19 protein-coding genes are annotated in these 24,370 nt (G+C 66.1%); 8 read left to right on the plus strand and 11 right to left on the minus strand.

Features of this window, described 5'->3' with window-relative positions:
* The first annotated feature begins 215 nt into the window (after positions 1–215).
* Positions 216–338 (plus strand): hypothetical protein, encoded by a 123-nt coding sequence (locus LIG30_RS27450; protein ID WP_268760690.1) that lies wholly within the window; start codon positions 216–218, stop codon positions 336–338.
* A gap of 881 nt (positions 339–1,219) precedes the next feature.
* Here LIG30_RS27450 and fusA read toward each other — a convergent pair.
* The 4 genes from fusA to LIG30_RS06140 form a co-directional block, all read right to left on the minus strand.
* Positions 1,220–3,334, minus strand: coding sequence for an elongation factor G (gene fusA / locus LIG30_RS06130; protein WP_038710551.1), 2,115 nt, complete (start codon positions 3,332–3,334; stop codon positions 1,220–1,222).
* Positions 3,335–3,557: 223 nt separating this feature from the next.
* On the minus strand, positions 3,558–4,058 hold the full coding sequence (locus LIG30_RS06135; RefSeq protein ID WP_038710552.1) for a DUF192 domain-containing protein: 501 nt from the start codon (positions 4,056–4,058) through the stop codon (positions 3,558–3,560).
* Positions 4,059–4,216: 158 nt separating this feature from the next.
* Complete coding sequence (locus tag LIG30_RS25090; RefSeq protein ID WP_083493929.1) at positions 4,217–4,432, minus strand: hypothetical protein; 216 nt, start codon at positions 4,430–4,432, stop codon at positions 4,217–4,219.
* 266 nt (positions 4,433–4,698) lie between these two features.
* Positions 4,699–5,277, minus strand: a complete 579-nt coding sequence (locus LIG30_RS06140) for a pseudouridine synthase (protein ID WP_038710553.1) — start codon at positions 5,275–5,277, stop codon at positions 4,699–4,701.
* A gap of 271 nt (positions 5,278–5,548) precedes the next feature.
* On the opposite strand from LIG30_RS06140, the gene icd reads away from it, so the two are divergent.
* Both icd and LIG30_RS06150 read left to right on the plus strand, forming a co-directional pair.
* On the plus strand, positions 5,549–6,805 hold the full coding sequence (gene icd, locus LIG30_RS06145) for an NADP-dependent isocitrate dehydrogenase (RefSeq protein WP_038710554.1): 1,257 nt from the start codon (positions 5,549–5,551) through the stop codon (positions 6,803–6,805).
* A gap of 307 nt (positions 6,806–7,112) precedes the next feature.
* On the plus strand, positions 7,113–9,341 hold the full coding sequence (locus LIG30_RS06150) for an NADP-dependent isocitrate dehydrogenase (protein ID WP_038710556.1): 2,229 nt from the start codon (positions 7,113–7,115) through the stop codon (positions 9,339–9,341).
* 183 nt (positions 9,342–9,524) lie between these two features.
* Here LIG30_RS06150 and LIG30_RS06155 read toward each other — a convergent pair whose 3' ends face one another.
* Complete coding sequence (locus LIG30_RS06155) at positions 9,525–9,752, minus strand: hypothetical protein (protein ID WP_038710558.1); 228 nt, start codon at positions 9,750–9,752, stop codon at positions 9,525–9,527.
* Between the two features lie 768 nt (positions 9,753–10,520).
* Here LIG30_RS06155 and LIG30_RS06160 point away from each other — a divergent pair.
* Entirely contained in the window at positions 10,521–12,122 is a 1,602-nt protein-coding gene (locus tag LIG30_RS06160) for a multicopper oxidase family protein (RefSeq protein ID WP_038710664.1), read from the plus strand.
* Between the two features lie 115 nt (positions 12,123–12,237).
* Here LIG30_RS06160 and LIG30_RS06165 read toward each other — a convergent pair whose 3' ends face one another.
* Positions 12,238–12,441, minus strand: coding sequence for a cold-shock protein (locus tag LIG30_RS06165; RefSeq protein ID WP_038710559.1), 204 nt, complete (start codon positions 12,439–12,441; stop codon positions 12,238–12,240).
* Between the two features lie 519 nt (positions 12,442–12,960).
* Between LIG30_RS06165 and clpS the strand changes: the two genes are divergently transcribed.
* From clpS to LIG30_RS06185, 4 genes are all read left to right on the plus strand, one after another.
* Positions 12,961–13,275, plus strand: a complete 315-nt coding sequence (gene clpS / locus LIG30_RS06170) for an ATP-dependent Clp protease adapter ClpS (RefSeq protein ID WP_038710560.1) — start codon at positions 12,961–12,963, stop codon at positions 13,273–13,275.
* Positions 13,272–15,572 carry an ATP-dependent Clp protease ATP-binding subunit ClpA gene (gene clpA / locus LIG30_RS06175; protein ID WP_038710561.1) on the plus strand — a complete coding sequence of 767 codons (2,301 nt, stop codon included), beginning with the start codon at positions 13,272–13,274 and terminating at the stop codon, positions 15,570–15,572. Before clpS ends, clpA begins: the two co-directional genes overlap by 4 nt.
* 99 nt (positions 15,573–15,671) lie before the next feature.
* Positions 15,672–17,051, plus strand: a complete 1,380-nt coding sequence (locus LIG30_RS06180) for an amino acid permease (RefSeq protein ID WP_038710563.1) — start codon at positions 15,672–15,674, stop codon at positions 17,049–17,051.
* A 212-nt stretch (positions 17,052–17,263) separates the two neighbouring features.
* Positions 17,264–18,022 carry a COG4705 family protein gene (locus LIG30_RS06185; protein ID WP_038710564.1) on the plus strand — a complete coding sequence of 253 codons (759 nt, stop codon included), beginning with the start codon at positions 17,264–17,266 and terminating at the stop codon, positions 18,020–18,022.
* A gap of 40 nt (positions 18,023–18,062) precedes the next feature.
* On the opposite strand, the gene dut is transcribed toward LIG30_RS06185, so the two are convergent.
* The 5 genes from dut to LIG30_RS06210 form a co-directional block, all read right to left on the minus strand.
* Positions 18,063–18,509 (minus strand): dUTP diphosphatase, encoded by a 447-nt coding sequence (gene dut / locus LIG30_RS06190; protein WP_038710565.1) that lies wholly within the window; start codon positions 18,507–18,509, stop codon positions 18,063–18,065.
* Between the two features lie 75 nt (positions 18,510–18,584).
* Complete coding sequence (gene coaBC / locus LIG30_RS06195; RefSeq protein WP_038710567.1) at positions 18,585–19,796, minus strand: bifunctional phosphopantothenoylcysteine decarboxylase/phosphopantothenate--cysteine ligase CoaBC; 1,212 nt, start codon at positions 19,794–19,796, stop codon at positions 18,585–18,587.
* A gap of 68 nt (positions 19,797–19,864) precedes the next feature.
* Positions 19,865–20,380, minus strand: a complete 516-nt coding sequence (gene lspA / locus LIG30_RS06200; RefSeq protein WP_038710569.1) for a signal peptidase II — start codon at positions 20,378–20,380, stop codon at positions 19,865–19,867.
* Positions 20,380–23,217 carry an isoleucine--tRNA ligase gene (gene ileS, locus LIG30_RS06205; protein WP_038710570.1) on the minus strand — a complete coding sequence of 946 codons (2,838 nt, stop codon included), beginning with the start codon at positions 23,215–23,217 and terminating at the stop codon, positions 20,380–20,382. Before ileS ends, lspA begins: the two co-directional genes overlap by 1 nt.
* Positions 23,218–23,322: 105 nt before the next feature.
* Entirely contained in the window at positions 23,323–24,315 is a 993-nt protein-coding gene (locus LIG30_RS06210) for a bifunctional riboflavin kinase/FAD synthetase (RefSeq protein ID WP_038710572.1), read from the minus strand.
* Positions 24,316–24,370 lie beyond the last annotated feature (55 nt).

Raw genomic sequence — 24,370 nt, forward strand, 5'->3', positions numbered from 1 at the left:
TGCCACCGCTGCCACCGCTACTACCGGCGCTGGCGGTGCCGCCGCCGTGACCGCCGCTGTCGCCACCAGTGCCGGCGCTACCACCATGGCCGCCAGTGCCGCTGTCGCCTTGTCCGCCTCCCGAAGTCCCGCCTCCCGATGTGCCACTACCCGAAGTCCCGCCTCCGGAACCATGGCCTCCCGAGCTACCGCCGCCTGTCGCCGGACCGGCCAATGTGCCGCTGCGCCCACTGTCGGTCGCGCCGTCCATCGTTCCCCCGACGCCGTCGTCGGCTGCCCCGGCGCTGCTGCTCCCTTGGCTGCTCGAATCGCCGCTGTCGGTGCCGCTCAAGATGTAGACGGGGGCTTCCATTGCGCTCTGCGCGACCGGTAACGGTGGGGCGGCCGGAATGTCGACGAGCGGTTGTCCGGCGATGGGCCCGGCGGGCATCGCGTCCTGCGCGACGGCATATGACCCGCAACAGCACGCGAATGCGGCGACCGCCAGCCATGTCGCCTTGCAGCCGCGTCCCGTGGGGCGCAACGGGTGTTTCGTCTTATTCATTAGTGGTCTCCCGAGGCGCGCGATGCCTTGTCGCTGCGCCGCTTTACGTGTGTGGTGCGGGAGCCATGAAGGAAATGCTGTCGTCATGACGCTCGATCCGGCCGGATCGGACGCATGACGCGCGCCGGTCGATACCGTCGCGCAGGCCCGCCGCACGGGGGCCGTTCTGCGATAAGCGTGCCAATGGCCGGTCAGGCCCGTGGCAGAAGGCACGCGCGCGACGCGCATCGCGCCATGAAACATCGGAGCAGGTGATTTGTTTCTGGAATGAAACGCGGGCGCGGGCACCCGGTCATCGAGCGCGCGCATTGGCCGCGCGCTGCCTGCGGGAAAACGGGACAGGGCCGATTCGGCGGAGGCGGGAACAGCACGGTGGCACCGTGGCTGCCGCCGAACCGCTTGCCAATTGCATCGGGCATTTCCCGTAGCGGCGAGGTTGCCGGAACGTGCCGGCGAGCGGTTCGATTTCGGTTGCAACGTCGAAACGGGCGCGGACGGCAGGCCGACCGGAATCCGGCGCGGCGCCGGGCATCACCGCGATCGGCCCGCATCCGGCTCCGGCAAGGCGGGGCAGGGCGGGAGGCTCCGGCAACGCACGCGCAAGCATGCCGGAGCGTCCGAAAAAAAAAGCCCGTCCGCGGACGGACGGGCCTGGCGAGCGCTTCCCGGGCGACGTTACTTCGTGCCGGTGCGCTTCGCGTTGATGACTGCTTCGGACACGTTCGACGGCGTTTCCGCGTAGTGCTTGAACTCCATCGTGTAGGTCGCGCGGCCTTGCGTGGCCGAGCGCAACGACGTCGAGTAGCCGAACATCTCGGCGAGCGGCACCTCGGCGCGCACGAGCTTGCCGCCGCCGCCCGCGATGTCGTCCATGCCCTGCACGATGCCGCGCCGGCTCGACAGGTCGCCCATCACGTTGCCCATGAATTCCTCGGGCGTCTCGACCTCCACGGCCATCATCGGCTCGAGCAGTACCGGCTTCGCGCGGCGCATCGCTTCCTTGAACGCCATCGAGCCGGCCATGCGGAACGCGTTTTCGTTCGAGTCGACGTCGTGATACGAGCCGAACGTCAGATGCACTTTTACATCGACGACCGGGTAGCCGGCCAGCACGCCGCTCTTGAGCGTCTCCTGGATGCCCTTGTCGACAGCGGGGATGAATTCGCGCGGAATCACGCCGCCCTTGATTTCGTCGAGGAACTCATAGCCCTTTGCCGGATTCGGCTCGAGCGTGACGACGGCGTGACCGTACTGGCCGCGCCCGCCCGACTGCTTGACGAACTTGCCCTCGACGTCGGCCGCCGTGCTGCGGACCGTCTCGCGATACGCGACCTGCGGCTTGCCGACGGTCGCTTCCACGCCGAATTCACGCTTCATCCGGTCGACCAGAATTTCGAGGTGGAGCTCGCCCATGCCCGAGATGATCGTCTGGCCCGACTCCTCGTCGGTCTGCACGCGGAACGACGGGTCTTCCTGCGCCAGACGGTTCAGCGCGAGGCCCATCTTCTCCTGGTCGGCCTTGGTCTTCGGCTCCACCGCCTGCGAGATCACCGGCTCGGGGAATTCCATCCGTTCGAGGATGATCGGATTGGCGGGATCGCACAGCGTATCGCCCGTCGTCGCGTCCTTCAGGCCGACGGCCGCGGCGATGTCGCCCGCGCGCACCTCCTTGATTTCCTTGCGCTCGTTCGCATGCATCTGCAGGATCCGGCCGAGGCGCTCCTTCTTGTCCTTCGTCGCGTTCAGCACGGTGTCGCCCGATTCGACGACGCCCGAATAGACGCGGAAGAAGATCAGCTGGCCGACGAACGGGTCGGTCATGATCTTGAACGCGAGCGAAGAGAACGGCTCGTCGTCGTTCGGATGGCGCTCCGTCTCCTTGTCGTGCAGGTCGTGACCGAGGATCGCGGGCACGTCGGCGGGCGACGGCAGGTAGTCGATCACTGCGTCGAGCATCGCCTGCACGCCCTTGTTCTTGAACGCGCTGCCGCACAGCATCGGCACGATCTCGTTGGCGATCGTGCGCTTGCGCAGCGCAGCCTTGATCTCTTCCTCGGTCAGCGAGCGATGGTCGGCCAGGTACTTCTCGAGCAGTTCCTCGCTCGCCTCGGCTGCCGCCTCGACCATCCTGTCGTGCCATTCCTCGGCGGTCGCCCGCAGGTTCTCGGGAATCTCCTCATACGTGAACTTCACGCCCTGGCTTTCGTCGTCCCAGACGATCGCCTTCATCTTGACGAGATCGACGACACCCTGGAAATGATCTTCCGCGCCGATCGGAATCTGGATCGGCACGGCGATGCCCTTCAGGCGCTCGCCGATCTGCCGCTGCACGCGGAAGAAATCGGCGCCGACGCGGTCCATCTTGTTGACGAACGCGATGCGCGGCACCTTGTACTTGTTCGCCTGGCGCCACACCGTCTCCGATTGCGGCTGCACGCCGCCGACCGAGTCGTAGACCATGCACGCGCCGTCGAGCACGCGCATCGAGCGCTCGACCTCGATCGTGAAGTCGACGTGCCCGGGGGTGTCGATGATGTTGATCCGGTGTTCCGGATAATTGCCGGCCATGCCCTTCCAGAAGGCGGTGGTCGCGGCCGACGTGATCGTGATGCCGCGTTCCTGCTCCTGCTCCATCCAGTCCATCGTGGCCGCGCCATCGTGCACTTCGCCGATCTTGTGGCTCACTCCGGTATAAAACAGGATGCGCTCGGTAGTCGTGGTTTTGCCGGCATCGATGTGAGCGCTGATCCCGATATTGCGATAGCGCTCGATGGGGGTTTTGCGGGGCACGTGAACCTCCTGTTGGTTCGGGTCGAAAGCCGGCCGACTGCGCCGGACTGTAATGCATCAAGCGAGATTTAAAGCATAGCGCTTGCGTGTGGCTTTTGCAGATGCGGCCGCCATGCGCACAATCAAGGCCGCGGCTTGGCCGCGCAACGGACGAAAAAAAAGCCGGCGCGCGAGGCGGCCGGCCGGACGGGGGAGGGGCACGCGGCAGCGCGCCGCCCAGGCGTCACTGCACTTTCGGCAGCCCGTCGATCTTCATCCCCGCCTTGATGCCTTTCGCCGCGAACCAGCCCTTGCCCATCTCGAGCGCATAGACGCCGTTGTTGCGCGGGCAGTGGTTGTTGGTCGTCTCGGCCTGCATCTCGTCGATGTCGGTGATCGTGCCGTCGGCGCGGATGAACGCGATCGACAGCGGAATCAGCGTGTTCTTCATCCAGAAGCAATGCACCGCGTTCTCGTTGAACACGAACAGCATGCCTTCGTTCGGCGCGAGCTGCGTGCGGTACATCAGCCCCTGTTCGCGGTCGGGATCGTTCGCCGCGACGGCCGCGTCGATTGCGTACATGCCGGTACGCAGCTTGACGCGCGGAAATTCGCCCGGCGCCTTGGCGCCTGCCGGCATTTGCGCGCAGGCGGCCTGCATGCCGCCCGCGGCGACGGCGAACGCGACGGGAAACAGCGCGGCACGCGCAAGGCGGCCGAGCGAAGAGCGCAGGGAAAATCGCACAGCAAGGCTCCTTTGGTGGAAAGCGAGACCCGCATGGTACGCGATGCGCGCAGACGGGCACAAAAAGAAAAAGGCAGATCGCCTTGCGGTGACCTGCCTTTCAACGCCGTAAGAACGGCAACTACCTGTTCTTCACTGCGTTATTGCAACCTGCCTGCTTAGTTCGAAGCAGCTGCCGGGGCTTCAGCGGCGCTTGCTGCTGCCTTCTTCGAAGCGTGCTTCTTGTGAGCGTGCTTCTTGTGCGCCTTCTTGGCCGGTGCCGAAGCAGCTTCTGCCTTCTCAGCCGGTGCCGAAGCAGCAGCCGGAGCCGATGCTTGTGCGAAAGCTGCCGTTGCGAAGAGACCAGCGACCAGAGCGGCGATCAGTTTGTTCATGTTGTGTTCCTCAGCTTTAGTTAATTAACCAAATGACCCGGCATAGGAGTCAAGACATCTAACGTGCCATCCACCTTTCGGTTGACAAACGCTTTGAGAAATTTCTCGTTGCGCTGCGGGCGCCGAACCGCATTCGCAAAAACCGCCGCCAGGGCGGCACAAATGCGGTATTGGCGCCAATGCCGGATAGCTCAGGTTGGCATCTGCGTGGTTTAACGCGCGGTCTTCGCAGTCGGTTGACGAAAAAAACACGCGTCATGGAAATGTCATGCGGGCCGTGCGAATCCTTCCCATGGCGCGCGCGGCGGCAGTGCGATTGTTTCGCCCGGCGCAATGCCGAGCGTGAATATATCGAGCGCGCCAATGCCGACACGCACGAGCCGCAGCGTCGGAAAGCCCACTGCGGCGGTCATTCGCCGCACCTGGCGGTTCTTTCCCTCGGTGATCGCGAGCTCGATCCAGGTGGTCGGGATCGCCGCGCGGTAGCGGATCGGCGGGGTGCGCGGCCACAGCGTGTCGGGCGGCTCGATGAATTCGGCGCGGCAGGGGCGCGTCACATAGTCGCCGAGGTCGACGCCGCGCGCGAGCGCCTTCAGGTCCGCGGCGGCCGGCGCGCCTTCGACCTGCGCCCAGTAGCGCTTGACGAGCTTGTGGCGCGGCTCGGCGATCCGCGCCTGCAGCGCGCCGTCGTCGGTGAGCAGCAGCAGGCCTTCGCTGTCCGCGTCGAGCCGGCCGGCGGGGTAGACGTCGGGCGTTTTTACCCAGTCGCCGAGCGACGGACGGGTCTCGTGCTCGGAAAACTGGCAAATCGTACCGAACGGCTTGTTGAGGGCGATCAGGGTCATGGCGGGGCGCTCGCGCGTCGGCCGGGCCGGGCGCGGGGCGGTCTATGGCAAATGGCGGAATCTTAATGCATAATACGGAACGGCAAGTCATCTGTCTTATATAAGACATAAGGGAAGACTTGATACGCTGCACCGCGCTTCGCGCCGCCGTACCCGAGAGGGGCGCTAGAATAGCGGCTCGCTGTTGTAGTCACGGGAGTGGGCCTGCCGTGCTCCCGGGCGCGCAGCTTCGACCAGATTTACTTGCTCAGCCACGTCACTGGAGTCGATCATGCCGTATCAGCACATCAAGGTTCCGGAGGGCGGTGACAAGATCACCGTCAACAAGGATTACTCGCTCAACGTTTCCGATCAGCCGATCATTCCGTATATCGAGGGCGACGGTACGGGCTTCGATATCACCCCGGTCATGATCAAGGTCGTCGACGCGGCGGTCGAGCGGGCGTACAAGGGCAAGCGCAAGATCCACTGGATGGAGATCTACGCGGGCGAGAAGGCGACGAAGGTGTACGGTCCGGACGTGTGGCTGCCGGAAGAGACGCTGCAGGTGCTGAAGGAATACGTCGTGTCGATCAAGGGGCCGCTGACGACCCCGGTCGGCGGCGGCATCCGCTCGCTGAACGTCGCGCTGCGCCAGGAACTCGACCTCTACGTGTGCCTGCGCCCGGTCCAGTACTTCAAGGGTGTGCCGTCGCCGGTGCGCGCGCCGGAAAAGATCGACATGGTGATCTTCCGCGAGAACTCGGAAGACATCTACGCGGGCATCGAATGGGCGGCCGAATCGGAGCAGGCGAAGAAGGTCATCAAGTTCCTGCAGGAAGAGATGGGCGTGAAGAAGATCCGCTTCCCGGAAACGTCGGGCATCGGCATCAAGCCCGTGTCGAAGGAAGGCACCGAGCGGCTCGTGCGCAAGGCGATCCAGTACGCGATCGACAACGACCGCAAGTCGGTCACGCTGGTGCACAAGGGCAACATCATGAAATTCACGGAAGGCCTGTTCCGTGACGCCGGCTACGCGCTCGCGCAGAAGGAGTTCGGCGGCGAGCTGATCGACGGCGGCCCGTGGATGCGCGTGAAGAACCCGAAGACGGGCAACGAGATCGTGATCAAGGACTCGATCGCCGACGCGTTCCTGCAGCAGATCCTGCTGCGCCCGGCCGAATACGACGTGATCGCGACGCTGAACCTGAACGGCGATTACATCTCCGACGCGCTGGCCGCGCAGGTCGGCGGGATCGGCATCGCGCCGGGTGCGAACCTGTCGGATTCGGTCGCGATGTTCGAAGCGACGCACGGCACCGCGCCGAAGTACGCCGGCAAGGACTACGTGAACCCGGGTTCGGAAATCCTGTCGGCGGAAATGATGCTGCGCCACCTCGGCTGGACCGAAGCGGCGGACGTCATCATCGCCGCGATGGAAAAGTCGATCCTGCAGAAGCGCGTCACGTACGACTTCGCGCGCCTGATGGAAGGTGCGACGCAGGTGTCGTGCTCGGGCTTCGGCGAAGTGCTGATCGAGAACATGTAAGTCCCTCCGGGGTGTGCCGGAGCGATCCGGCAGCCCCGGTGCGCAATTGCGGGCACCGGGGTTTTTTGTTGATAGCGGGATGGCAGGGCGATCCGCCGTCGTGACCGCAAGTGCCGCGGCGCGGCGCACGGATCGCGACCCACGCGACGCCCCGGCGTCCGTGCCCTGCAAGGTTGAACATGACGGCCCTCGCAACACCACCGCCAGGCTGAGCCGGCGCTCCCTTTCGCGATCGACTCGATCGCGTTCTCGCTGGCTTGCCGCCGGCGATCCTCTGTCCAATATTTCACGTAGCAAAGCATCGAACATGTCTACTTCGCCCAAGATCATCTACACCCTCACCGACGAAGCGCCCGCGCTGGCCACCTACTCGCTGCTGCCGATCGTCAAGGCGTTCACGCACTCGTCGGGCGTCGCCGTCGAGACGCGCGACATCTCGCTCGCCGGCCGCATCATCGCCGCGTTCGCGGACTATCTGTCGCCTGAGCAGAAGGGTTCGGACGATCTGGCGGAACTGGGCCAGCTCACGCTGAAGCCGGAAGCCAACATCATCAAGCTGCCGAACATCAGCGCGTCGGTGCCGCAGCTCAAGGCCGCGATCGCCGAACTGCAGGCGAAGGGCTACAAGCTGCCGGCCTACCCCGAGGACGCGGCGACCGACGCCGAGAAGGAAGTCAAGGCACGCTACGACAAGATCAAGGGCAGCGCGGTGAACCCGGTGCTGCGCGAAGGCAACTCGGACCGCCGCGCGCCGCTGTCGGTCAAGAATTACGCGCGCAAGCATCCGCACAAGATGGGCGCATGGCGTGCCGATTCGAAGTCGCACGTCGCACACATGACCGACGGCGATTTCTACGGTAGCGAGCGCTCCGCGCTGATCGGCGAGGCGGGCAGCGTCAAGATCGAACTGACGACCGCGGATGGCGCAAAGAAGGTCCTCAAGGAAAAGACGGCGGTCAAGGCCGGCGAAATCATCGACTCGTCGGTGATGAGCAAGAAGGCGCTGCGCAGCTTCATCGAAGCGCAGATCGCCGACGCGAAGAGCCAGGACGTGCTGTTCTCGGTGCACCTGAAGGCGACGATGATGAAGGTGTCCGATCCGATCATGTTCGGTCACTTCGTTTCCGTGTTCTACAACGACGTGCTCGCGAAGTACGCCGACGCCCTCGCGCAGGTCGGCTTCAATCCGAACAACGGCATCGGCGATCTGTACGCGCGCCTGAAGGACCTGCCGGCGGACACGCGCGAAGCGATCGAAGCGGACATCAAGGCCGAATACGCGCAGCGTCCGCGCCTCGCGATGGTCAACTCCGACAAGGGCATCACGAACCTGCACGTGCCGAGCGACGTGATCGTCGACGCATCGATGCCGGCGATGATCCGCGAATCGGGCTGCATGTGGGGCCCGGACGGCGAGCTGTACGACACGAAGGCCGTGATTCCGGACCGCTGCTACGCGGGTGTCTACCAGGCGGTGATCGAGGACTGCAAGCAGCACGGCGCGTTCGATCCGGTCACGATGGGCAGCGTGCCGAACGTCGGCCTGATGGCGCAGGCGGCCGAAGAATACGGTTCGCACGACAAGACGTTCCAGATCCCGGCGGACGGCGTCGTGCGCGTGATCGACGAAGCCGGCAACGTGCTGCTCGAGCATGCAGTCGAGACGGGCGACATCTGGCGCATGTGCCAGGCCAAGGACGCGCCGATCCAGGACTGGGTCAAGCTCGCGGTCAACCGCGCGCGCGCGACCAGCACGCCGGCCGTGTTCTGGCTGGACCCGGCGCGTGCACATGACGCGCAGGTCATCAAGAAGGTCGAGCACTACCTGAAGGATCACGACACCAACGGGCTCGAGATCCGCATCATGACGCCGGTCGAGGCGACCCGCTTCTCGCTCGAGCGCATCCGCGCGGGCAAGGACACGATCTCGGTCACGGGCAACGTGCTGCGCGACTACCTGACCGACCTGTTCCCGATCATGGAACTGGGCACCAGCGCGAAGATGCTGTCGATCGTTCCGCTGATGGCGGGCGGCGGCATGTTCGAAACGGGCGCAGGCGGCTCCGCGCCGAAGCACGTCCAGCAGTTCGTCGAAGAGGGCTTCCTGCGCTGGGATTCGCTCGGCGAATTCCTCGCGCTCGCCGCATCGCTCGAGCATCTGGGCGGCGCGTACCACAACCCGAAGGCGCTCGTGCTCGCGAAGACGCTGGACCAGGCGACCGGCAAGTTCCTCGACAACAACAAGTCGCCGGCGCGCAAGGTCGGCGGCCTCGACAACCGCGGCAGCCACTTCTACCTGTCCCTGTACTGGGCGCAGGCGCTCGCCGAGCAGACCGAGGACGCCGCGCTGCAGGCGCAGTTCGCCGGTGTCGCGAAGGCGCTGGGCGACAGCGAAGCGCGCATCCTGGAAGAACTGGGCGCAGCGCAGGGCAAGCAGATGGACATCGGCGGCTACTATCGCCCGAACGTCGAGCTGACGAGCAACGCAATGCGTCCGAGCAGCACGCTCAACGGCATCATCGACGCGATCGCCTGACCTGGCTCGCGTGGTCGCGCATCCGTGCGGCCGATGTCGTAACGATGGGTGAAACCGTGCGGCGAGCCGGACAGGGCGGCGTGGACCAGCGGTCTGCGCGCGCCGTGCGACGTTTGCTGTCCGGCCGGCCTGTCGGCTGATGCGGGAGGCCGCCCGGATACCGGGCGCGCCTCCCGTTGCGTTTCACACGTGGACGATTTCCCAATCGTCGATCTGTTCCGGCACGTCGAGCGTCGCGGTATCCATTTCGGACAGTTCCGGGCAGCTCAAGCCGCGCGCGATGTGGTCGACCGCATGTTCGGGGCTGGCGAACGCGCCGAGCGAAGCGTTGCCGAACGTTGCTTCCCAGCCGCCCGTTGCCGGCAGGATGTAGAACGATCCTTGCGCTGAACCAAAGCGAAATCCTTTCATTTCCGTTCTCCCTTTCTGATCAAACGCGATTCCGTGATGCCCCTGTCTTTCTGACGGGAGCTGGGGCGACTGGCTGCTGCGGCGGATTCAGGCTTGTCGATCGATCGATTTCGGCCTTGCTGCAATTCGCCAATCCATGTGACGAAGTCTACGTCCGCCGACCGCTCGAATGGTGCGCGTAGAGTGGATGTTCGGCATAAAAATAATCGTTTGTAAACAATGTGTTGCGTTGACTGTTTTGTATCGTGGAACGTATTTCGGCATTGCGAAAGCCGAAATTTGTGCTCCGCACCAAAACTTTTTACAGTGCAACGGTATGTTCCACATCGTGAAATTTTGACGAAATCGGCCACGCCGGGAATGGGGGCGAACCTGCGGTGCCCGGTGGCGGCCAGACCGGATATTCAACGGGGCGGGGGGCGTGCGCGTTTCGGCATCGCCGATTAGCCAGCGCGCGCGGGGCCGCCGGGGCTCCGGCGCAGAGGCCGGGCGGCCTGTCCGCGTTCGCCCGGCGGGCGCGTGCGTTGCCGGGCGAAGTCGGCTGCTTCATTCCCGTGGTCGGTCGCCGCTCACGGCGCATCGCGCATATTTTGAGACGGGCGTGCGGTTATGATGGTGCGAGCCGGCCGCAAACAGTGCCCGATCGATGCGGCAGCGCCAATGGGACGGCAACGCTGGCCCCAAGGTCACGTTCCGCGATCGCGCGCCCCGCATGCACGGGCGGCTGCCGGGCCTTTCACGATGATCGTCATGGATGAGGAACGATTGATGTTACGCAGAGCATTCCTGTCGCGCGCCGTCGGCGTCGCCGTCGCGTCGCTGTTCGCGCGCAGCGCGTGGGCTCAACACGCGGGCCACGCAGGCATGGACGACATGGATGGGATGGACGACATGCCCGGCATGTCCGGCGCGTCGGCGCACGCGCACCACGCGCCGGCGCCGCCGCCCGCCGCCGCGCTCGCGGCGCCCGATGCGCTGCCCGCCGGCGCGCCGCTTCCCGCATTGCGCACGCTCGTCAACGAAAGCCGCGAGCCAGGCACATTCCGCGCGACGCTTGTCGCGCAGCCTGTTTCACGCGCGATCTTGCGCGGCGCACGCCCGACGACGTTCTGGCAGTTCGGCGCAGGCACCCAGGGGCCGGTGGTCGGGCCGATGATCGACGTGCGCGAGGGCGACACGGTCGAGATCCGCTTCATCAACCGCTTGCCGCAACCGTCGACGCTGCATTGGCACGGCTTGCCGGTGCCGCCCGACCAGGACGGCAATCCGTCCCATCCAGTCGCGCCAGGCGCCTCGCGCGTCTACCGGTTTACGCTGCCGAAGGGCAGCGCGGGGACCTACTGGTATCACCCGCATCCGCACATGATGACGGCCGAGCAGGTGTTCCGCGGGCTGGCCGGGCCGTTCATCGTGCGTGCGGCGGACGATCCGCTCGCCGGCTGGCCCGAGCGCCATCTGTTTGTTTCCGATCTGAAGCTCGCCCGCGACGGCACGATTGCGCCGAATGACATGATGGACTGGATGAACGGCCGCGAAGGCCAGTTCGTGCTGGTCAACGGTGCGCGCCGGCCGCGCATCGATGTCGCGGCCGACGAGCGCTGGCGGGTCTGGAACGCATGCAGCGCGCGCTACCTGCTGCTCGCATTCGACGACGGTCGCGCGTTCGAGCACGTCGGCACCGACGGCGGGCTGTTCGAGACCCCGCGCGGCGTGACGTCGCTGCTGCTCGCGCCCGGCGAGCGCGCGGAGTTGCTGGTGCGCGCGGGCGACCGCGCATCGCGCGCGGTGCTGCTGGCCGCCGAATACGACCGCCGCAAGATGGCGATGTCGGCCGATGGCCATGGCAGCCTGCCGCCCGACCCGACGTTGCCGCTTGCGGACCTGGCGTTCTCGCCTGCCGATGCGCGCGCCCGGCCTGCGACGCTGCGCGCGGTGCCGGCGATGGGCGAGCCCGTCGCGCACAAGGACGTGGCGTTCGGCGAGGCAATGGACATGGCGGCGATGATGGGGGCGCCCGTGCCGGGCCGTCCCGCGGGCATGCGCTTCATGATCAACGGCGACACCTACGCGCCGCACCGAGCGACGTTCACGAGCCGTGCGGGCGACGTCGAGCAGTGGACGATCCGCAACCAGACCGACATGGATCATCCGTTTCATCTGCACGGCACGCAGTTCCAGGTGCTCGCGCGCGAGTCGAACGGCGTGCGCACGCCGGAGCCGTTCCGCGCGTGGCGCGATACGGTGAACGTGCGCATCGGGGAGGTCGTGACGATCGCCACGGTGCAGGACGTGCCCGGCGAGCGCATGTTCCATTGCCACATCCTCGAGCACGAGGATCTCGGCATGATGGGCACGCTGAAGGTGGTGTGAGGCGCGCCGGCGCCGCACCGCGCCGGCGCGCGGCTTGCCGCGAGCGCGCGCGCCGGCCGCCCCAAAAAAGAAACCCGGCGTCGAGCCGGGTTCCCTGGTCCGAAATCCGTCGCCGTCAGGCTGCCTGGATGTTCGAAGCTTGCTTGCCCTTCGGGCCTTGCACGATCTCGAAGCTGACCTTCTGGCCTTCCTTCAGGGTCTTGAAGCCCTGCATGTTGATGGCCGAGAAGTGTGCGAACAGATCCTCACCGCCCTCGTCGGGGGTGATGAAACCGAAGCCCTTCGCGTCGTTGAACCATTTGACAATACCAGTTGCCATACCTACATCCCCTGTCACACAGTCGCTACTTACCACGAGCACGCTCGAAAAGCTAAACGACCGGAAAATACAGCCGTTCCCCCCTCACAAGCTCACCACGGCACCCGCTGCTTACCATCCAGGCAAGTTAAAAAAAGTGCCAGCTTGATTGTTGGCGCTCTTTAATTGAGTGTCAAGAGAATTTTTAGACATATAGAGGGGCGTTGTAAAGAACCCATTTTCAGGGTTTTTACGGCTTTGCTATGCGGCATTGCGACGAGCGCGGCATCTTGAAAAGCCGCATAATCGGCTCATATACCCGCTTCGGGTGACGCGCTTCGGGCGTGCCCCGGCTTGTGGGATACTGCATGCAAGCGCGGCGGTTCGCGTCGCGCGCGAAGTTCGAAAGCCGGCCCCGCAGCCGGCTTTCCTGTGGTGCGAATGCGGCGGCGCGATTCCGGGAAGCCGTAGAGGGCGCCGGCCGGTCGGGTCGGGTAACGACAGGATTGCGGGCCTGTCCGAGTTGTTTAGAATGGGTGTATGGCGATTATCCCGGACAAGCAGGACAGCACCGTCCTGGAACGCAAGCGGCAAAAGCTGAAGCCGCCTTCCATGTACAAGGTGGTGCTGCTCAACGATGATTTCACGCCGATGGAATTCGTCGTGATGATCGTGCAGGAGTATTTCAAGAAGGATCGCGAGACGGCCACGCAGATCATGCTGCAGGTCCATCGCGAAGGGCGTGGGGTTTGTGGGGTCTATACGCGGGACATCGCGTCGACCAAGGTCGAGCAAGTCGTTACCCATGCGCGGCAGGCGGGGCATCCGCTGCAGTGCGTGATGGAGGAAGCATGATTGCCCAGGAATTGGAAGTCAGCCTGCACATGGCGTTCATGGAAGCACGTCAGGCACGCCATGAGTTCATTACGGTCGAGCACCTGCTGCTCGCCCTGCTGGATAATCCGACGGCAGCCGAAGTGTTGCGCGCGTGCGCGGCCAACATCGAGGACTTGCGTCAGAACCTGCGCAACTTCATCCACGACAACACGCCCACCGTTCCGGGCACCGACGACGTCGACACGCAGCCGACGCTCGGCTTCCAGCGCGTGATCCAGCGCGCGATCATGCACGTCCAGTCGACGTCGAACGGCAAGAAGGAAGTGACCGGCGCGAACGTGCTCGTGGCGATCTTCGGCGAGAAGGACTCGCACGCGGTCTACTACCTGCAGCAGCAGGGCGTCACGCGTCTCGACGTCGTCAACTTCATTTCGCACGGCATCGCGAAGACCGGCAGCGGCGAGGCCGCGAAGTCGAGCGACGCGAATGCAGAGAGCGAGGATGCGAACGCGCAGAAGGAAACGCCGCTCGCGCAGTTCACGCAGAACCTCAACCAGATGGCGAAGGACGGCCGCATCGATCCGCTGATCGGGCGCGAGTCCGAGGTCGAGCGCGTCGTGCAGGTGCTGTGCCGTCGCCGCAAGAACAATCCGCTGCTCGTCGGCGAGGCCGGCGTCGGCAAGACGGCGATCGCCGAGGGGCTTGCGTACCGGATCACGCGCGGCGAGGTGCCGGACATCCTCGCGAACGCGCAGGTCTACTCGCTCGACATGGGCGCGCTGCTCGCGGGCACCAAGTATCGCGGTGATTTCGAGCAGCGCCTGAAGACGGTGCTCAAGGAGCTGAAGGAACGTCCGCACGCGATCCTGTTCATCGACGAGATCCATACGCTGATCGGCGCCGGCGCGGCGTCGGGCGGCACGCTCGATGCGTCGAACCTGCTGAAGCCGGCGCTGTCGTCGGGCACGCTCAAGTGCATCGGCGCGACGACGTTCACCGAATATCGCGGCATCTTCGAGAAGGATGCGGCGCTGTCGCGGCGCTTCCAGAAGATCGACGTGAGCGAGCCGACCGTCGAGCAGACGGTCGCGATCCTGCGCGGGCTGAAGTCGCGCTTCGAGGAGCATCACGGCGTCAAGTATTCGTCGGGTGCGCTGTCGGCGGCCGCCGAGCTGTCGGCGCGCTTCATCACCGACCGTCACCTGCCGGACAAGGCGATCGACGTGATCGACGAGGCGGGTGCCGCGCAGCGCATCCTGCCGAAGTCGAAGCAGAAGAAGACGATCGGCAAGAGCGAGATCGAGGAAATCATCTCGAAGATCGCGCGCGTGCCGCCGCAGAGCGTGTCGCAGGACGACCGCAGCAAGCTGCAGACGCTCGATCGCGACCTGAAGAGCGTCGTGTTCGGCCAGGACCCGGCGATCGACGCGCTGGCTGCGGCGATCAAGATGGCGCGCGCGGGCCTCGGCAGGACCGACAAGCCGATCGGCTCGTTCCTGTTCTCCGGCCCGACGGGGGTCGGCAAGACCGAAGTGGCGCGCCAGCTCGCGTTCACGCTCGGCATCGAGCTGATCCGCTTCGACATGTCGGAATACATGGAGCGCCATGCGGTGAGCCGTCTGATCGGCGCGCCGCCGGGTTATGTCGGGTTCGACCAGGGCGGTCTGCTGACCGAGGCGGTGACGAAGAAGCCGCATTGCGTGCTGCTGCTCGACGAGATCGAGAAGGCGCATCCGGACATCTTCAACGTGCTGCTGCAGGTGATGGACCACGGCACGCTGACCGACAACAACGGCCGCAAGGCGGATTTCCGCAACGTCATCATCATCATGACGACGAACGCGGGCGCCGAGTCGATGCAGAAGGCGACGATCGGCTTCACGTCGCGCCGCGAGGCGGGCGACGAGATGGCCGACATCAAGCGCCTGTTCACGCCGGAGTTCCGCAACCGGCTCGACGCGACGATCAGCTTCCGTCCGCTCGATGAGGAAATCATCATGCGGGTGGTCGACAAGTTCCTGATCCAGCTCGAGGATCAGCTGCACGAGAAGAAGGTCGACGCGCTCTTCACCGACGCGTTGCGCAAGCATCTCGCGAAGCATGGCTTCGACCCGCTGATGGGCGCGCGGCCGATGCAGCGGCTGATCCAGGACACGATCCGCCGCGCGCTGGCCGACGAGCTGCTGTTCGGCAAGCTCGTCAACGGCGGGCACGTGACGGTCGACGTCGACGCGGACGACAAGGTGCAGCTGTCGTTCGACAAGGCGGCGAATCCGCCGCGCAAGCCGAGCGAGGAGACGATCGAAGTCGAGTAAGCCGGTATTTTCTGTTTCAAGCCAACGGCGCGGGAAGTCCTCCGCGCCGTTTCGTTTTATTTGCCGCAGATGGCGTGTAGGTGGTGGGGAGTTCGGGTTTTGACACAACGACAACAAACGTTCGACAACATCGTCGAACGTGAACAGGGATTGCATCGCGCGCTGTCGTCGGGGCAGATGGCGATGATTGCGATCGGCGGGGCGATCGGCACGGGGCTGTTCCTCGGCAGCGGGTTCGCGATCGGGCTAGCCGGCCCGAGCGTGCTGATCTCGTACGCGATCGGCGCGCTGCTCGCGCTGCTGCTGATGGGCGCGCTCGCGGAAATGACCGTCGCGCATCCGACGGCCGGATCATTCGGCGCGTACGCGGAGCACTACGTCGGCCCGCTCGCGGGGTATCTCGTGCGCTACGCATACTGGTTCGCGGTGGTGTTCGCGATCGGCACCGAGATCAGCGCGATCGCGGTGTTCATGAAGTACTGGTTTCCCGCAGTGCCCGGCTGGTACTGGGTGATCGGTTTCTCCGCGCTGCTCATCGCGGTCAACATGGCGAGCGTCACGCTGTACGGCTCGGTCGAATATGCGTTCTCGCTGCTCAAGCTCGCGGCGATCATCGTGTTCATCGTGCTCGGCGCGTATCTCGTGTGGTCGGCGCCGGCGTCGTCGGGCATCGGCTTCGCAAACTACACCGCGCACGGCGGCTTCTTCCCGAAAGGCGGGTGGGGCACGTGGGTCGCGGTGATCGTCGCGATCTTCAGCTACATGAGCATCGAGGCCGTCGCGATCGCGGCCGGCGAGGCGCGCGACCCGCAGCATGCGGTCACGCGGGCGTTCCGCTCGACGGTGTTCCGTCTCGTGCTGTTCTACCTGCTGACGCTCGCGTTGATGCTCGCCGTCGTGCCGTGGACGCAGGCCGGCACCGACGAAAGCCCGTTCGTCAAGGTGATGGCGGCGACGCACGTGCCGTATGCGGCGGGCGTGATCAATTTCGTCGTGCTGGTCGCGGCGCTGTCGGCGATGAACAGCCAGCTCTACGTGACGACGCGGATGATGTTCAGCCTGTCGCGCGCGAAGCTCGCGCCGGCGGTGTTCGGCCGGCTCGGCGCGAACGGCGTGCCGCGCGCGGCGCTGGGCGTGTCGACGAGCGGCGTGGCAGTCGCGGCGGTACTCGTCGCGCTGTCGCCGGATTCCGCGTTCACCGTGATGATGTCGATCGCGATGTTCGGCGCGCTGTTCACGTGGATGATGATCTTCGTGACGCACCTGTGCTTCCGCCAGCATTACCGCGGGCCGGCGCTGCCGTTCCGGATGTGGCTGCATCCGTTCGGCAGCCTGCTCGGCGCCGGGCTCGTCGCGTCGATTCTCGCGACGACCGCGCTCACGCACGAATTCCGGATGACGATGGTCGTCGGCGTGGTGTTCGTCGTGCTGCTGACGCTCGCGTACGTGCTGCGCTTTCGTCACCTGCACGCGCGCTGAAGCGGCGCGTCGGGCATGCCGCGCATCCGCACACGTCGCGCGGGCGTTGGCCCGGGCACGATGCGGGAGCCGTGTCGCGCTTTGCGCGTCCCGCCGCGCGCCGGCACGTGTCGCCCGATGCTAAGCGTGTGTTAAGCAACGGCCGTTTACCATTCGACACGTTGCCGAAGCGATGGGCTTCGGTTCGCGAATTTTTCCTGCACGAGGCTCCAATGAAGAAATTGCCCGAGATCACGCTGGCGTTCTGGATCATGAAGATCTGTGCGACCACGCTCGGCGAAACCGGCGGCGATCTGCTGTCGATGACGCTGAACGTCGGCTATGCGTACAGTTCGATCCTGCTGTTTGGTTTCTTTCTCGTCGCGCTCGCCGCGCAATTGAGCACGACGCGCTACCGGCCGGTGATCTACTGGGCGGTGATCGTCGCGACGAGCACCGCCGGCACGACGATGTCGGATTTCATGGACCGCACGCTCGGCCTCGGCTACGCGACCGGCACGTCGATCCTCGTCGCGATCCTGCTCGGGATCTTTGCGGTGTGGCGGCTCACGGGCGAGTCGCTGTCGGTCGACGAAATCAGGACGCGCAAGGTGGAAGTGCTGTACTGGGTCGCGATCCTGTTCTCGAACACGCTCGGCACCGCGCTCGGCGATTTTCTCGCGGACAGTTCGGGCCTCGGCTTCGCCGGTGGCGCGCTGCTGATCGGCGGCCTGCTGGCGGCCATCGTGCTCGCGCACTACTTCACGCGCCTCTCCAGCGTGTTGCTGTTCTGGGCGGCGTTCGTGCTGACGCGGCCGTTCGGCGCGACCGTCGGCGACCTGCTCACCAAGCCGGTTGCGAAGGGGGGGCTGGCGCTCGGGACGATCGGTTCGTCTGCGGTGCTGGCGGGCGTGCTTGCCGTGATGGTCGCTTACGCGGTGTACAGCCTGCAGGCGCGCCAGCCGGCCGCCGTGCGGGCCGCCGTCCGGTAACGGGGGGCGGCACGCGGCGCGCGATGCGCCGCGCTGCCGTTCAGTGACGGCCGGTGCTGCCGAACCCGCCCGCGCCGCGGTCGCTCGCGGTGAATTCGTCGACGATGTTGAACTGCGCCTGCACGACCGGCACGATCACGAGCTGCGCGAGCCGCTCGAACGGATTCAGCGTGAAGGCCGTCTGGCCGCGGTTCCACGTCGAGATCATCAGTTCGCCCTGATAGTCGGAGTCGATCAGGCCGACCAGGTTGCCGAGCACCACGCCGTGCTTGTGGCCGAGCCCCGAGCGCGGCAGGATCATTGCCGCATGGCCCGGGTCCGCGAGGTGGATCGCGAGGCCGGTCGGCACGAGCGTGGTCTCGCCCGGGTTGAGAATGATCGGTGCGTCGATGCACGCGCGCAGGTCGAGGCCGGCACTGCCGGGCGTCGCATAGGCAGGCAGGTAGTCGCGCATGCGCGCGTCGAGGATCTTCAGGTCGAGTTTCATGCGGGGATCGGTTCGAAAAGCGCGCGCCATGCCGCGTGACGGCCGGCGGCGCGCGATGTTTCAGGTCGTTTCAGGTCAGATGAGCCGGGTGTCGGGCAGGCGCTTTGCGATTTCCTCGACGAGCGCCTGCGCGAGCTGGTCCTTGTGCGCGCGCGGCAGGCGTGTGATCCCGCCCGCTTCGAACAGCACGACTTCGTTGTCGTCGCGGCCGAACGTCTGCGGGCCGAGGTTGCCGATCAGCAGCGGCACGTTCTTGCGCTTGCGCTTTTCTTCGCCATGCACGTCGAGGTCGCCGCTTTCGGCCGCGAAGCCGACGCAGAACGGCGGATGGGGGAGCGCGGCGACGGTCGCGAGGATGTCCGGGTTCTCGACGAACGCGAGCGCGGGCACCTTGCGGTCGGCGGTCTTCTTGATCTTGTGTTCGGCGGGATGCGCGGCGCGCCAGTCGGCCACTGCCGCCACCGCGATGAAGATGTCGGCGTCCGGCACCGCGTGCATCACCGCATCGTGCATCTGCTGCGCGGTCTGCACGTCCTCGCGGGAGACGCCCCACGGCGTGTGCAGCGCGACCGGGCCGGCCACCAGATGCACGTCCGCGCCGGCCTGCTGGGCCGCGCGCGCAAGCGCGAAGCCCATCTTGCCGCTCGAGCGGTTCGTGATGCCGCGCACCGGGTCGAGCGGCTCGAACGTCGGCCCCGCGGTGATCAGCACGCGCCGGTGCGCGAGCAGCTTCGGCTGGAAATGCGCGGCGATCGCCTCGTAGATCGCGTCGGGCTCGAGCATGCGCCCGTCGCCGACCTCGCCGCATGCCTGCGCGCCCGAGTCCGGGCCGAGCACAGCGACGCCGTCGGCGCGCAGCTGCGCGACGTTGCGTTGCGTGGCCGGGTTCTGCCACATCTGTCGGTTCATCGCGGGCACGACGAGCAGCGGGCAATCGCGTGCGACGCATAGCGTCGACAGCAGGTCGTCGGCGAAACCGTGCGCGAGCTTCGCTAGGAAATCGGTCGACGCGGGCGCGATGACGATCGCGTCGGCTTCGCGCGACAGATCGATGTGCGCCATGTTGTTGTCGACGCGCGGGTCCCACTGGCTCGTGTAGACCGGCCGGCCGGACAGCGCCTGCATCGTGACGGGCGTGATGAACTGCGTGGCCGCCTCCGTCATCGCGACCTGCACGGTCGCGCCGGCCTTGGTGAGCAGGCGGGTCAGCTCGGCGATCTTGTAGCAGGCGATGCCGCCGGTCAGGCCGAGGACGAGGTGTTTTCCTGCGAGTTCTGGGTGTGCCAACTCAGGCCTCCGGATGGGTCAATCGGGACGGCCGGCGCGAGGCCGGCCGCCGACGCGGCGAGGCGCGTTCAGCGCGCGCCGCGGACGCGCCGCAGTTCGTCGAAGATCAGCAGCGCCGCACCGACGGTGATCGCGGAATCGGCGAGGTTGAACGCCGGGAAGTGCCATGCGCCGGCGTGAAAATCGAGAAAGTCGATCACGTGGCCGTACATCAGGCGGTCGATCACGTTGCCGAGCGCGCCGCCCAGGATCAGCGCGAGCGACAGGCTGAACAGGCGCTGATGGCCGTGGCGCTTCAGCAGGTAGCAGATCACGAGCGTCGCGCCGATGCCGAGCGCGGTGAACGCCCAGCGCTGCCAGCCGCCCGCCGTCGCGAGAAAGCCGAACGCCGCGCCCTGGTTGTAGACCAGCACGAGACTGAAGAACGACGTCAGCGCGTGCTGCGCGCCATAGGCGAAGGTCTTCAGAATCGCGATCTTCGTCAGCTGGTCGAACAGGATCACGATGAGCGAAATGCCGAGCCAGGGCGCGAGCGCCCCGTTCGTCGCGCTCCCGTGCTGCGCTTTCGTCTCGGGTTTGGCCATTACGCAGCGCTCCGGGCTTCGCCGTTTTCGAACAGGTTCGAGAAGCAGCGGCCGCACAGCGTCGGATGGTCGGCGTGCGCGCCGACGTCCTCGCGGTAGTGCCAGCAGCGCTCGCACTTCTGGTAGCGCGACGCCGCGACGTCGACGCTCTGCTGCGCGTCGTCGTCGACCTTCACCACGGTCGCGGCCGACGTGATCAGCACGAACTTCAGGTCGTCGGCGAGGCTCGCGAGCGCGTCGTAGCGCGCGCCGCTCGCGTGCACGGTCACTTCCGCCTGCAGCGACGAGCCGATGCGGTTCGCGGTGCGGGCTTCCTCGAGTGCCTTCGTGACGTCGCCGCGCACTGCGCGCAGCACCGTCCACTTGTCGATCAGCGCAGCCGCGCCGGCCACTTCCGGATACGCGTAGTACGTCTCCGTGAAGATCGTGTCGCTCGCCGGCCGGAACACCTTCCACGCTTCCTCGGCGGTAAACGACAGGAACGGGGCGAGCACGCGCAGCAAGCCTTGCGTCAGGTGGTAGAGCGCCGTCTGCGCCGAGCGGCGGGCCGTCGAGTCCTGCGCGCTGGTGTACAGGCGGTCCTTCAGCACGTCGAGGTAGAAGCCGCCCAGGTCTTCCGAGCAATACGTCTGCAGCTTCGCGACGACCGGGTGGAACTCGTACTTCTCGTAGTGCGCGAGCAGCTCGGTCTGCAGCTGCTCGGAGAACGCGACCGCGTAGCGGTCGATCTCGAGCCACTGGTCGGGCGGCAGCGCGTGCTGCGCGTAGTCGAAATCGGACAGGTTCGCGAGCAGGAAGCGCAGCGTATTGCGGATGCGGCGATAGCCTTCGGTCACGCGCTTGAGGATCTCCTCCGAGATCGCCAGCTCGCCCGAATAGTCGGTCGACGCGATCCACAGACGGATGATTTCCGCGCCGAGGCGGTTCGCGACTTCATGCGGGTCGATGCCGTTGCCGAGCGACTTGCTCATCTTGCGGCCTTCGCCGTCGACCGTGAAGCCGTGCGTGAGCAGGCCCTTGTACGGCGCGCGGCCGTCGAGCATCGAGCCGGTCAGCAGCGACGAGTGGAACCAGCCGCGATGCTGGTCCGAGCCTTCGAGGTACAGGTCGGCCGGAAACTGCAGGTCGTCCTGGTGCGAGCCGCGCAGCACGTGCCAGTGCGTGGTGCCCGAATCGAACCACACGTCGAGCGTGTCGCGGTTCTTCTCGTACAGGTTCGCGTCGTCGCCGATCAGCTCGCGCGGGTCGAGCGCCTGCCATGCCTCGATGCCGGACTGCTCGACGCGCTTCGCGACTTCCTCGAGCAACTCGAGCGTGCGCGGGTGCAGCTCGCCGGTTTCCTTGTGGACGAAGAATGCCATCGGCACGCCCCACTGGCGCTGGCGCGACAGCGTCCAGTCCGGGCGGTTCTCGATCATGCTGTGCAGGCGCTGCTTGCCCCACGACGGATAGAATGCGGTCGCGTCGACGCCTTCGAGCGCGGTCTCGCGCAGCGTCTTGCTGCCGTCGTTCGGCTTCACGTCCATGCCGGCGAACCACTGCGACGTCGCGCGGTAGATGATCGGCGTCTTGTGACGCCAGCAGTGCATGTAGCTGTGCAGGTATTTCTCGTTGCGCAGCAGCGTGCCGGCTGCATTCAGTGCCTCGACGACCTTCGGGTTCGCGTCCCAGATCGACAGGCCGCCGAACAGCGGCAGCGACTCGATGTAGCGGCCGTCGCCCATCACCGGGTTGATGATGTCCGAATCCATCATGCCGTGCGCCTTGCACGACGTGAAGTCTTCGATGCCGTACGCGGGCGACGAGTGGACGACGCCCGTGCCGGTGTCGGTCGTCACGTAGTCGCCGAGATAGACGGGCGCGGTGCGCTTGAAGCCGGGGTGGGCCGACGCGAGCGGGTGATGGAAGCGCAGGTTGACGAGTTTCTCGCCGACGGCGGTCGCGATCGTGCGGCCGGTCAGCTTGAAATCCTCCATGCACGCGGCGACGCGCTCTTCCGCGATGATCAGCAGGCCGCGCTCGGTGTCGACGAGCGCGTAGACGATTTCCGGATGCAGGTTCAGCGCCTGGTTCGCCGGGATCGTCCACGGCGTGGTGGTCCAGATCACGATGCCGCCCTCGGCGCGCGGCAGCGCGGGCAGGCCGAATGCCTGCGCGGTCTTCTCCGGCTCCGCGAACGGGAACATCACGTCGATCGTCGGATCGGTGCGGTCCTTGTACTCGACTTCCGCCTCGGCGAGCGCCGAGCCGCAGTCGAAGCACCAGTTGACGGGCTTCAGACCGCGGTACACGTAGCCCTTCTCGATGATCTTGCCGAGCGCGCGGATCTCGCCCGCCTCATTGGCGAAGTTCATCGTCTTGTACGGGTTGGCCCAGTCGCCGAGCACGCCGAGGCGCTTGAAGCCGACCTTCTGCTTCTCGATCTGCTCGGTCGCGTACGCGCGCGCCTTGCTCTGCACTTCGGCCGCGGGCAGCGACTTGCCGAACTGCTTCTCGATCTGGATCTCGATCGGCATGCCGTGGCAGTCCCAGCCGGGCACGTAAGGCGCGTCGAAGCCTGCCATGTTGCGCGACTTCACGACCATGTCCTTCAGGATCTTGTTCACCGCGTGGCCGAGGTGGATGTCGCCGTTCGCATACGGCGGGCCGTCGTGCAGGATGAACTTCGGCCGGCCCTTGCTGGCCGCGCGGATCTTTTCGTAGATGCCGTGCGTTTCCCAGTCCTTGACCCATTGCGGCTCGCGCTTCGGCAGGTCGCCGCGCATCGGGAACGGCGTGTCGAGCAGGTTGACCGGATACTTGGCCTGCGGTTTCGAATCGGCTTTCTTGTTGCTCATGGTGAGATCGCTATCAAATCGGGGGACGCTCGTGCGTCGTGAATCGGGTGCGCCCGCGCGTCGCGTGCGGCGCCGGAATGCGGCGCGTCGCGCCGCAGGACGGGGTCAGCTAATTCGGTCGGTCGCCGACGTCGAGAAGCCCGTCGCCCGGCTGCCGGGCGCAAGGCCGCGCTCGGCGAAATAGGCGCGCGCGTTGGCGACGTCCTGGGCGATCGCCCGCGACAGCGCCTCGAGATCGTCGAACTTGGCCTCGTCGCGCAGCTTCTGCAGGAATTCGACGCGCACCAGCTTGCCGTATGCGTCGCCGTGCCAGTCGAGCAGGTGCACTTCGAGCAGCACGCGGCCCGAATCGACGACCGTCGGGCGCAGGCCGAGGCTCGCGACGCCGGGCAGCGGCCCTTCCGCGATGCCGTGCACCTGGACGACGAAGATGCCCGCCAGCGCCGGCCGCTTGTGCGCGATCGGCAGATTCAGGGTCGGAAAGCCGAGGTCGCGGCCGAGCTTGAGCCCGTGCGTGACGTGGCCGCTGATCGCATAGCCGTGGCCGAGCGCCTGCGCGGCCGCGGCGAGATTGCCCGCCGCGAGCGCGGCGCGCACGCCGGAGCTGGAGATCCGCGCGCCGTCCGGATCGGCGACCGTGCCCATCTGCTCGACCTCGAAGCCGTATTGCGCGCCCGCCGCCTTCAGCGACTCGAAGGTGCCCGCGCGCTTCGCGCCGTAGCAGAAGTCGTCGCCGACCATCATCCAGCGGGTGTGCAGGCCGCTCACGAGCGTGTGCTCGACGAACGCTTCCGGCGACTGGCTCGCGAACGTATGGTTGAAGTGTTCGACGACGACGCGGTCCACGCCGTGATCGCGCAGCGCCTCGAGCTTGTCGCGCAGCATCGCGATGCGCGCCGGCGCGGTGGCCGCGTCGAAGAACTCGCGTGGATGCGGCTCGAAGGTCATCACGCACACGGGCAGGCCGCGCGCGTCCGCCGCCGCGCGCACGCGCGCGAGCAGGGCCTGATGGCCGCGATGGACACCGTCGAAGTTGCCGATCGTCAGCGCGCACGGGGCGCGGCTTTCGGCGTTGGGCAGGCCGCGGAAGACTTTCACGATAGCGGGTGGCAGCGTCGGGGGAATGAGCGGGTGGATGCCGCAAAGCAGAAGA

It is taken from the genome of Burkholderia sp. lig30, assembly GCF_000687455.2.
In the GTDB taxonomy this organism is placed as follows: domain Bacteria; phylum Pseudomonadota; class Gammaproteobacteria; order Burkholderiales; family Burkholderiaceae; genus Burkholderia.

Excerpts from the sequence above, each read along its gene's own strand:
- LIG30_RS25090 (WP_083493929.1), bottom strand. The coding sequence starts at position 4,432 with ATGAACAAACTGATCGCCGCTCTGGTCGCTGGTCTCTTCGCAACGGCA.
- LIG30_RS06140 (WP_038710553.1), bottom strand. The coding sequence starts at position 5,277 with ATGACCCTGATCGCCCTCAACAAGCCGTTCGGTACGATTTGCCAGTTT.
- icd (WP_038710554.1), top strand. The coding sequence starts at position 5,549 with ATGCCGTATCAGCACATCAAGGTTCCGGAGGGCGGTGACAAGATCACC.
- LIG30_RS06150 (WP_038710556.1), top strand. The coding sequence starts at position 7,113 with ATGTCTACTTCGCCCAAGATCATCTACACCCTCACCGACGAAGCGCCC.
- LIG30_RS06155 (WP_038710558.1), bottom strand. The coding sequence starts at position 9,752 with ATGAAAGGATTTCGCTTTGGTTCAGCGCAAGGATCGTTCTACATCCTG.
- LIG30_RS06160 (WP_038710664.1), top strand. The coding sequence starts at position 10,521 with ATGTTACGCAGAGCATTCCTGTCGCGCGCCGTCGGCGTCGCCGTCGCG.
- LIG30_RS06165 (WP_038710559.1), bottom strand. The coding sequence starts at position 12,441 with ATGGCAACTGGTATTGTCAAATGGTTCAACGACGCGAAGGGCTTCGGT.
- clpS (WP_038710560.1), top strand. The coding sequence starts at position 12,961 with ATGGCGATTATCCCGGACAAGCAGGACAGCACCGTCCTGGAACGCAAG.
- clpA (WP_038710561.1), top strand. The coding sequence starts at position 13,272 with ATGATTGCCCAGGAATTGGAAGTCAGCCTGCACATGGCGTTCATGGAA.
- LIG30_RS06185 (WP_038710564.1), top strand. The coding sequence starts at position 17,264 with ATGAAGAAATTGCCCGAGATCACGCTGGCGTTCTGGATCATGAAGATC.
- dut (WP_038710565.1), bottom strand. The coding sequence starts at position 18,509 with ATGAAACTCGACCTGAAGATCCTCGACGCGCGCATGCGCGACTACCTG.
- lspA (WP_038710569.1), bottom strand. The coding sequence starts at position 20,380 with ATGGCCAAACCCGAGACGAAAGCGCAGCACGGGAGCGCGACGAACGGG.
- ileS (WP_038710570.1), bottom strand. The coding sequence starts at position 23,217 with ATGAGCAACAAGAAAGCCGATTCGAAACCGCAGGCCAAGTATCCGGTC.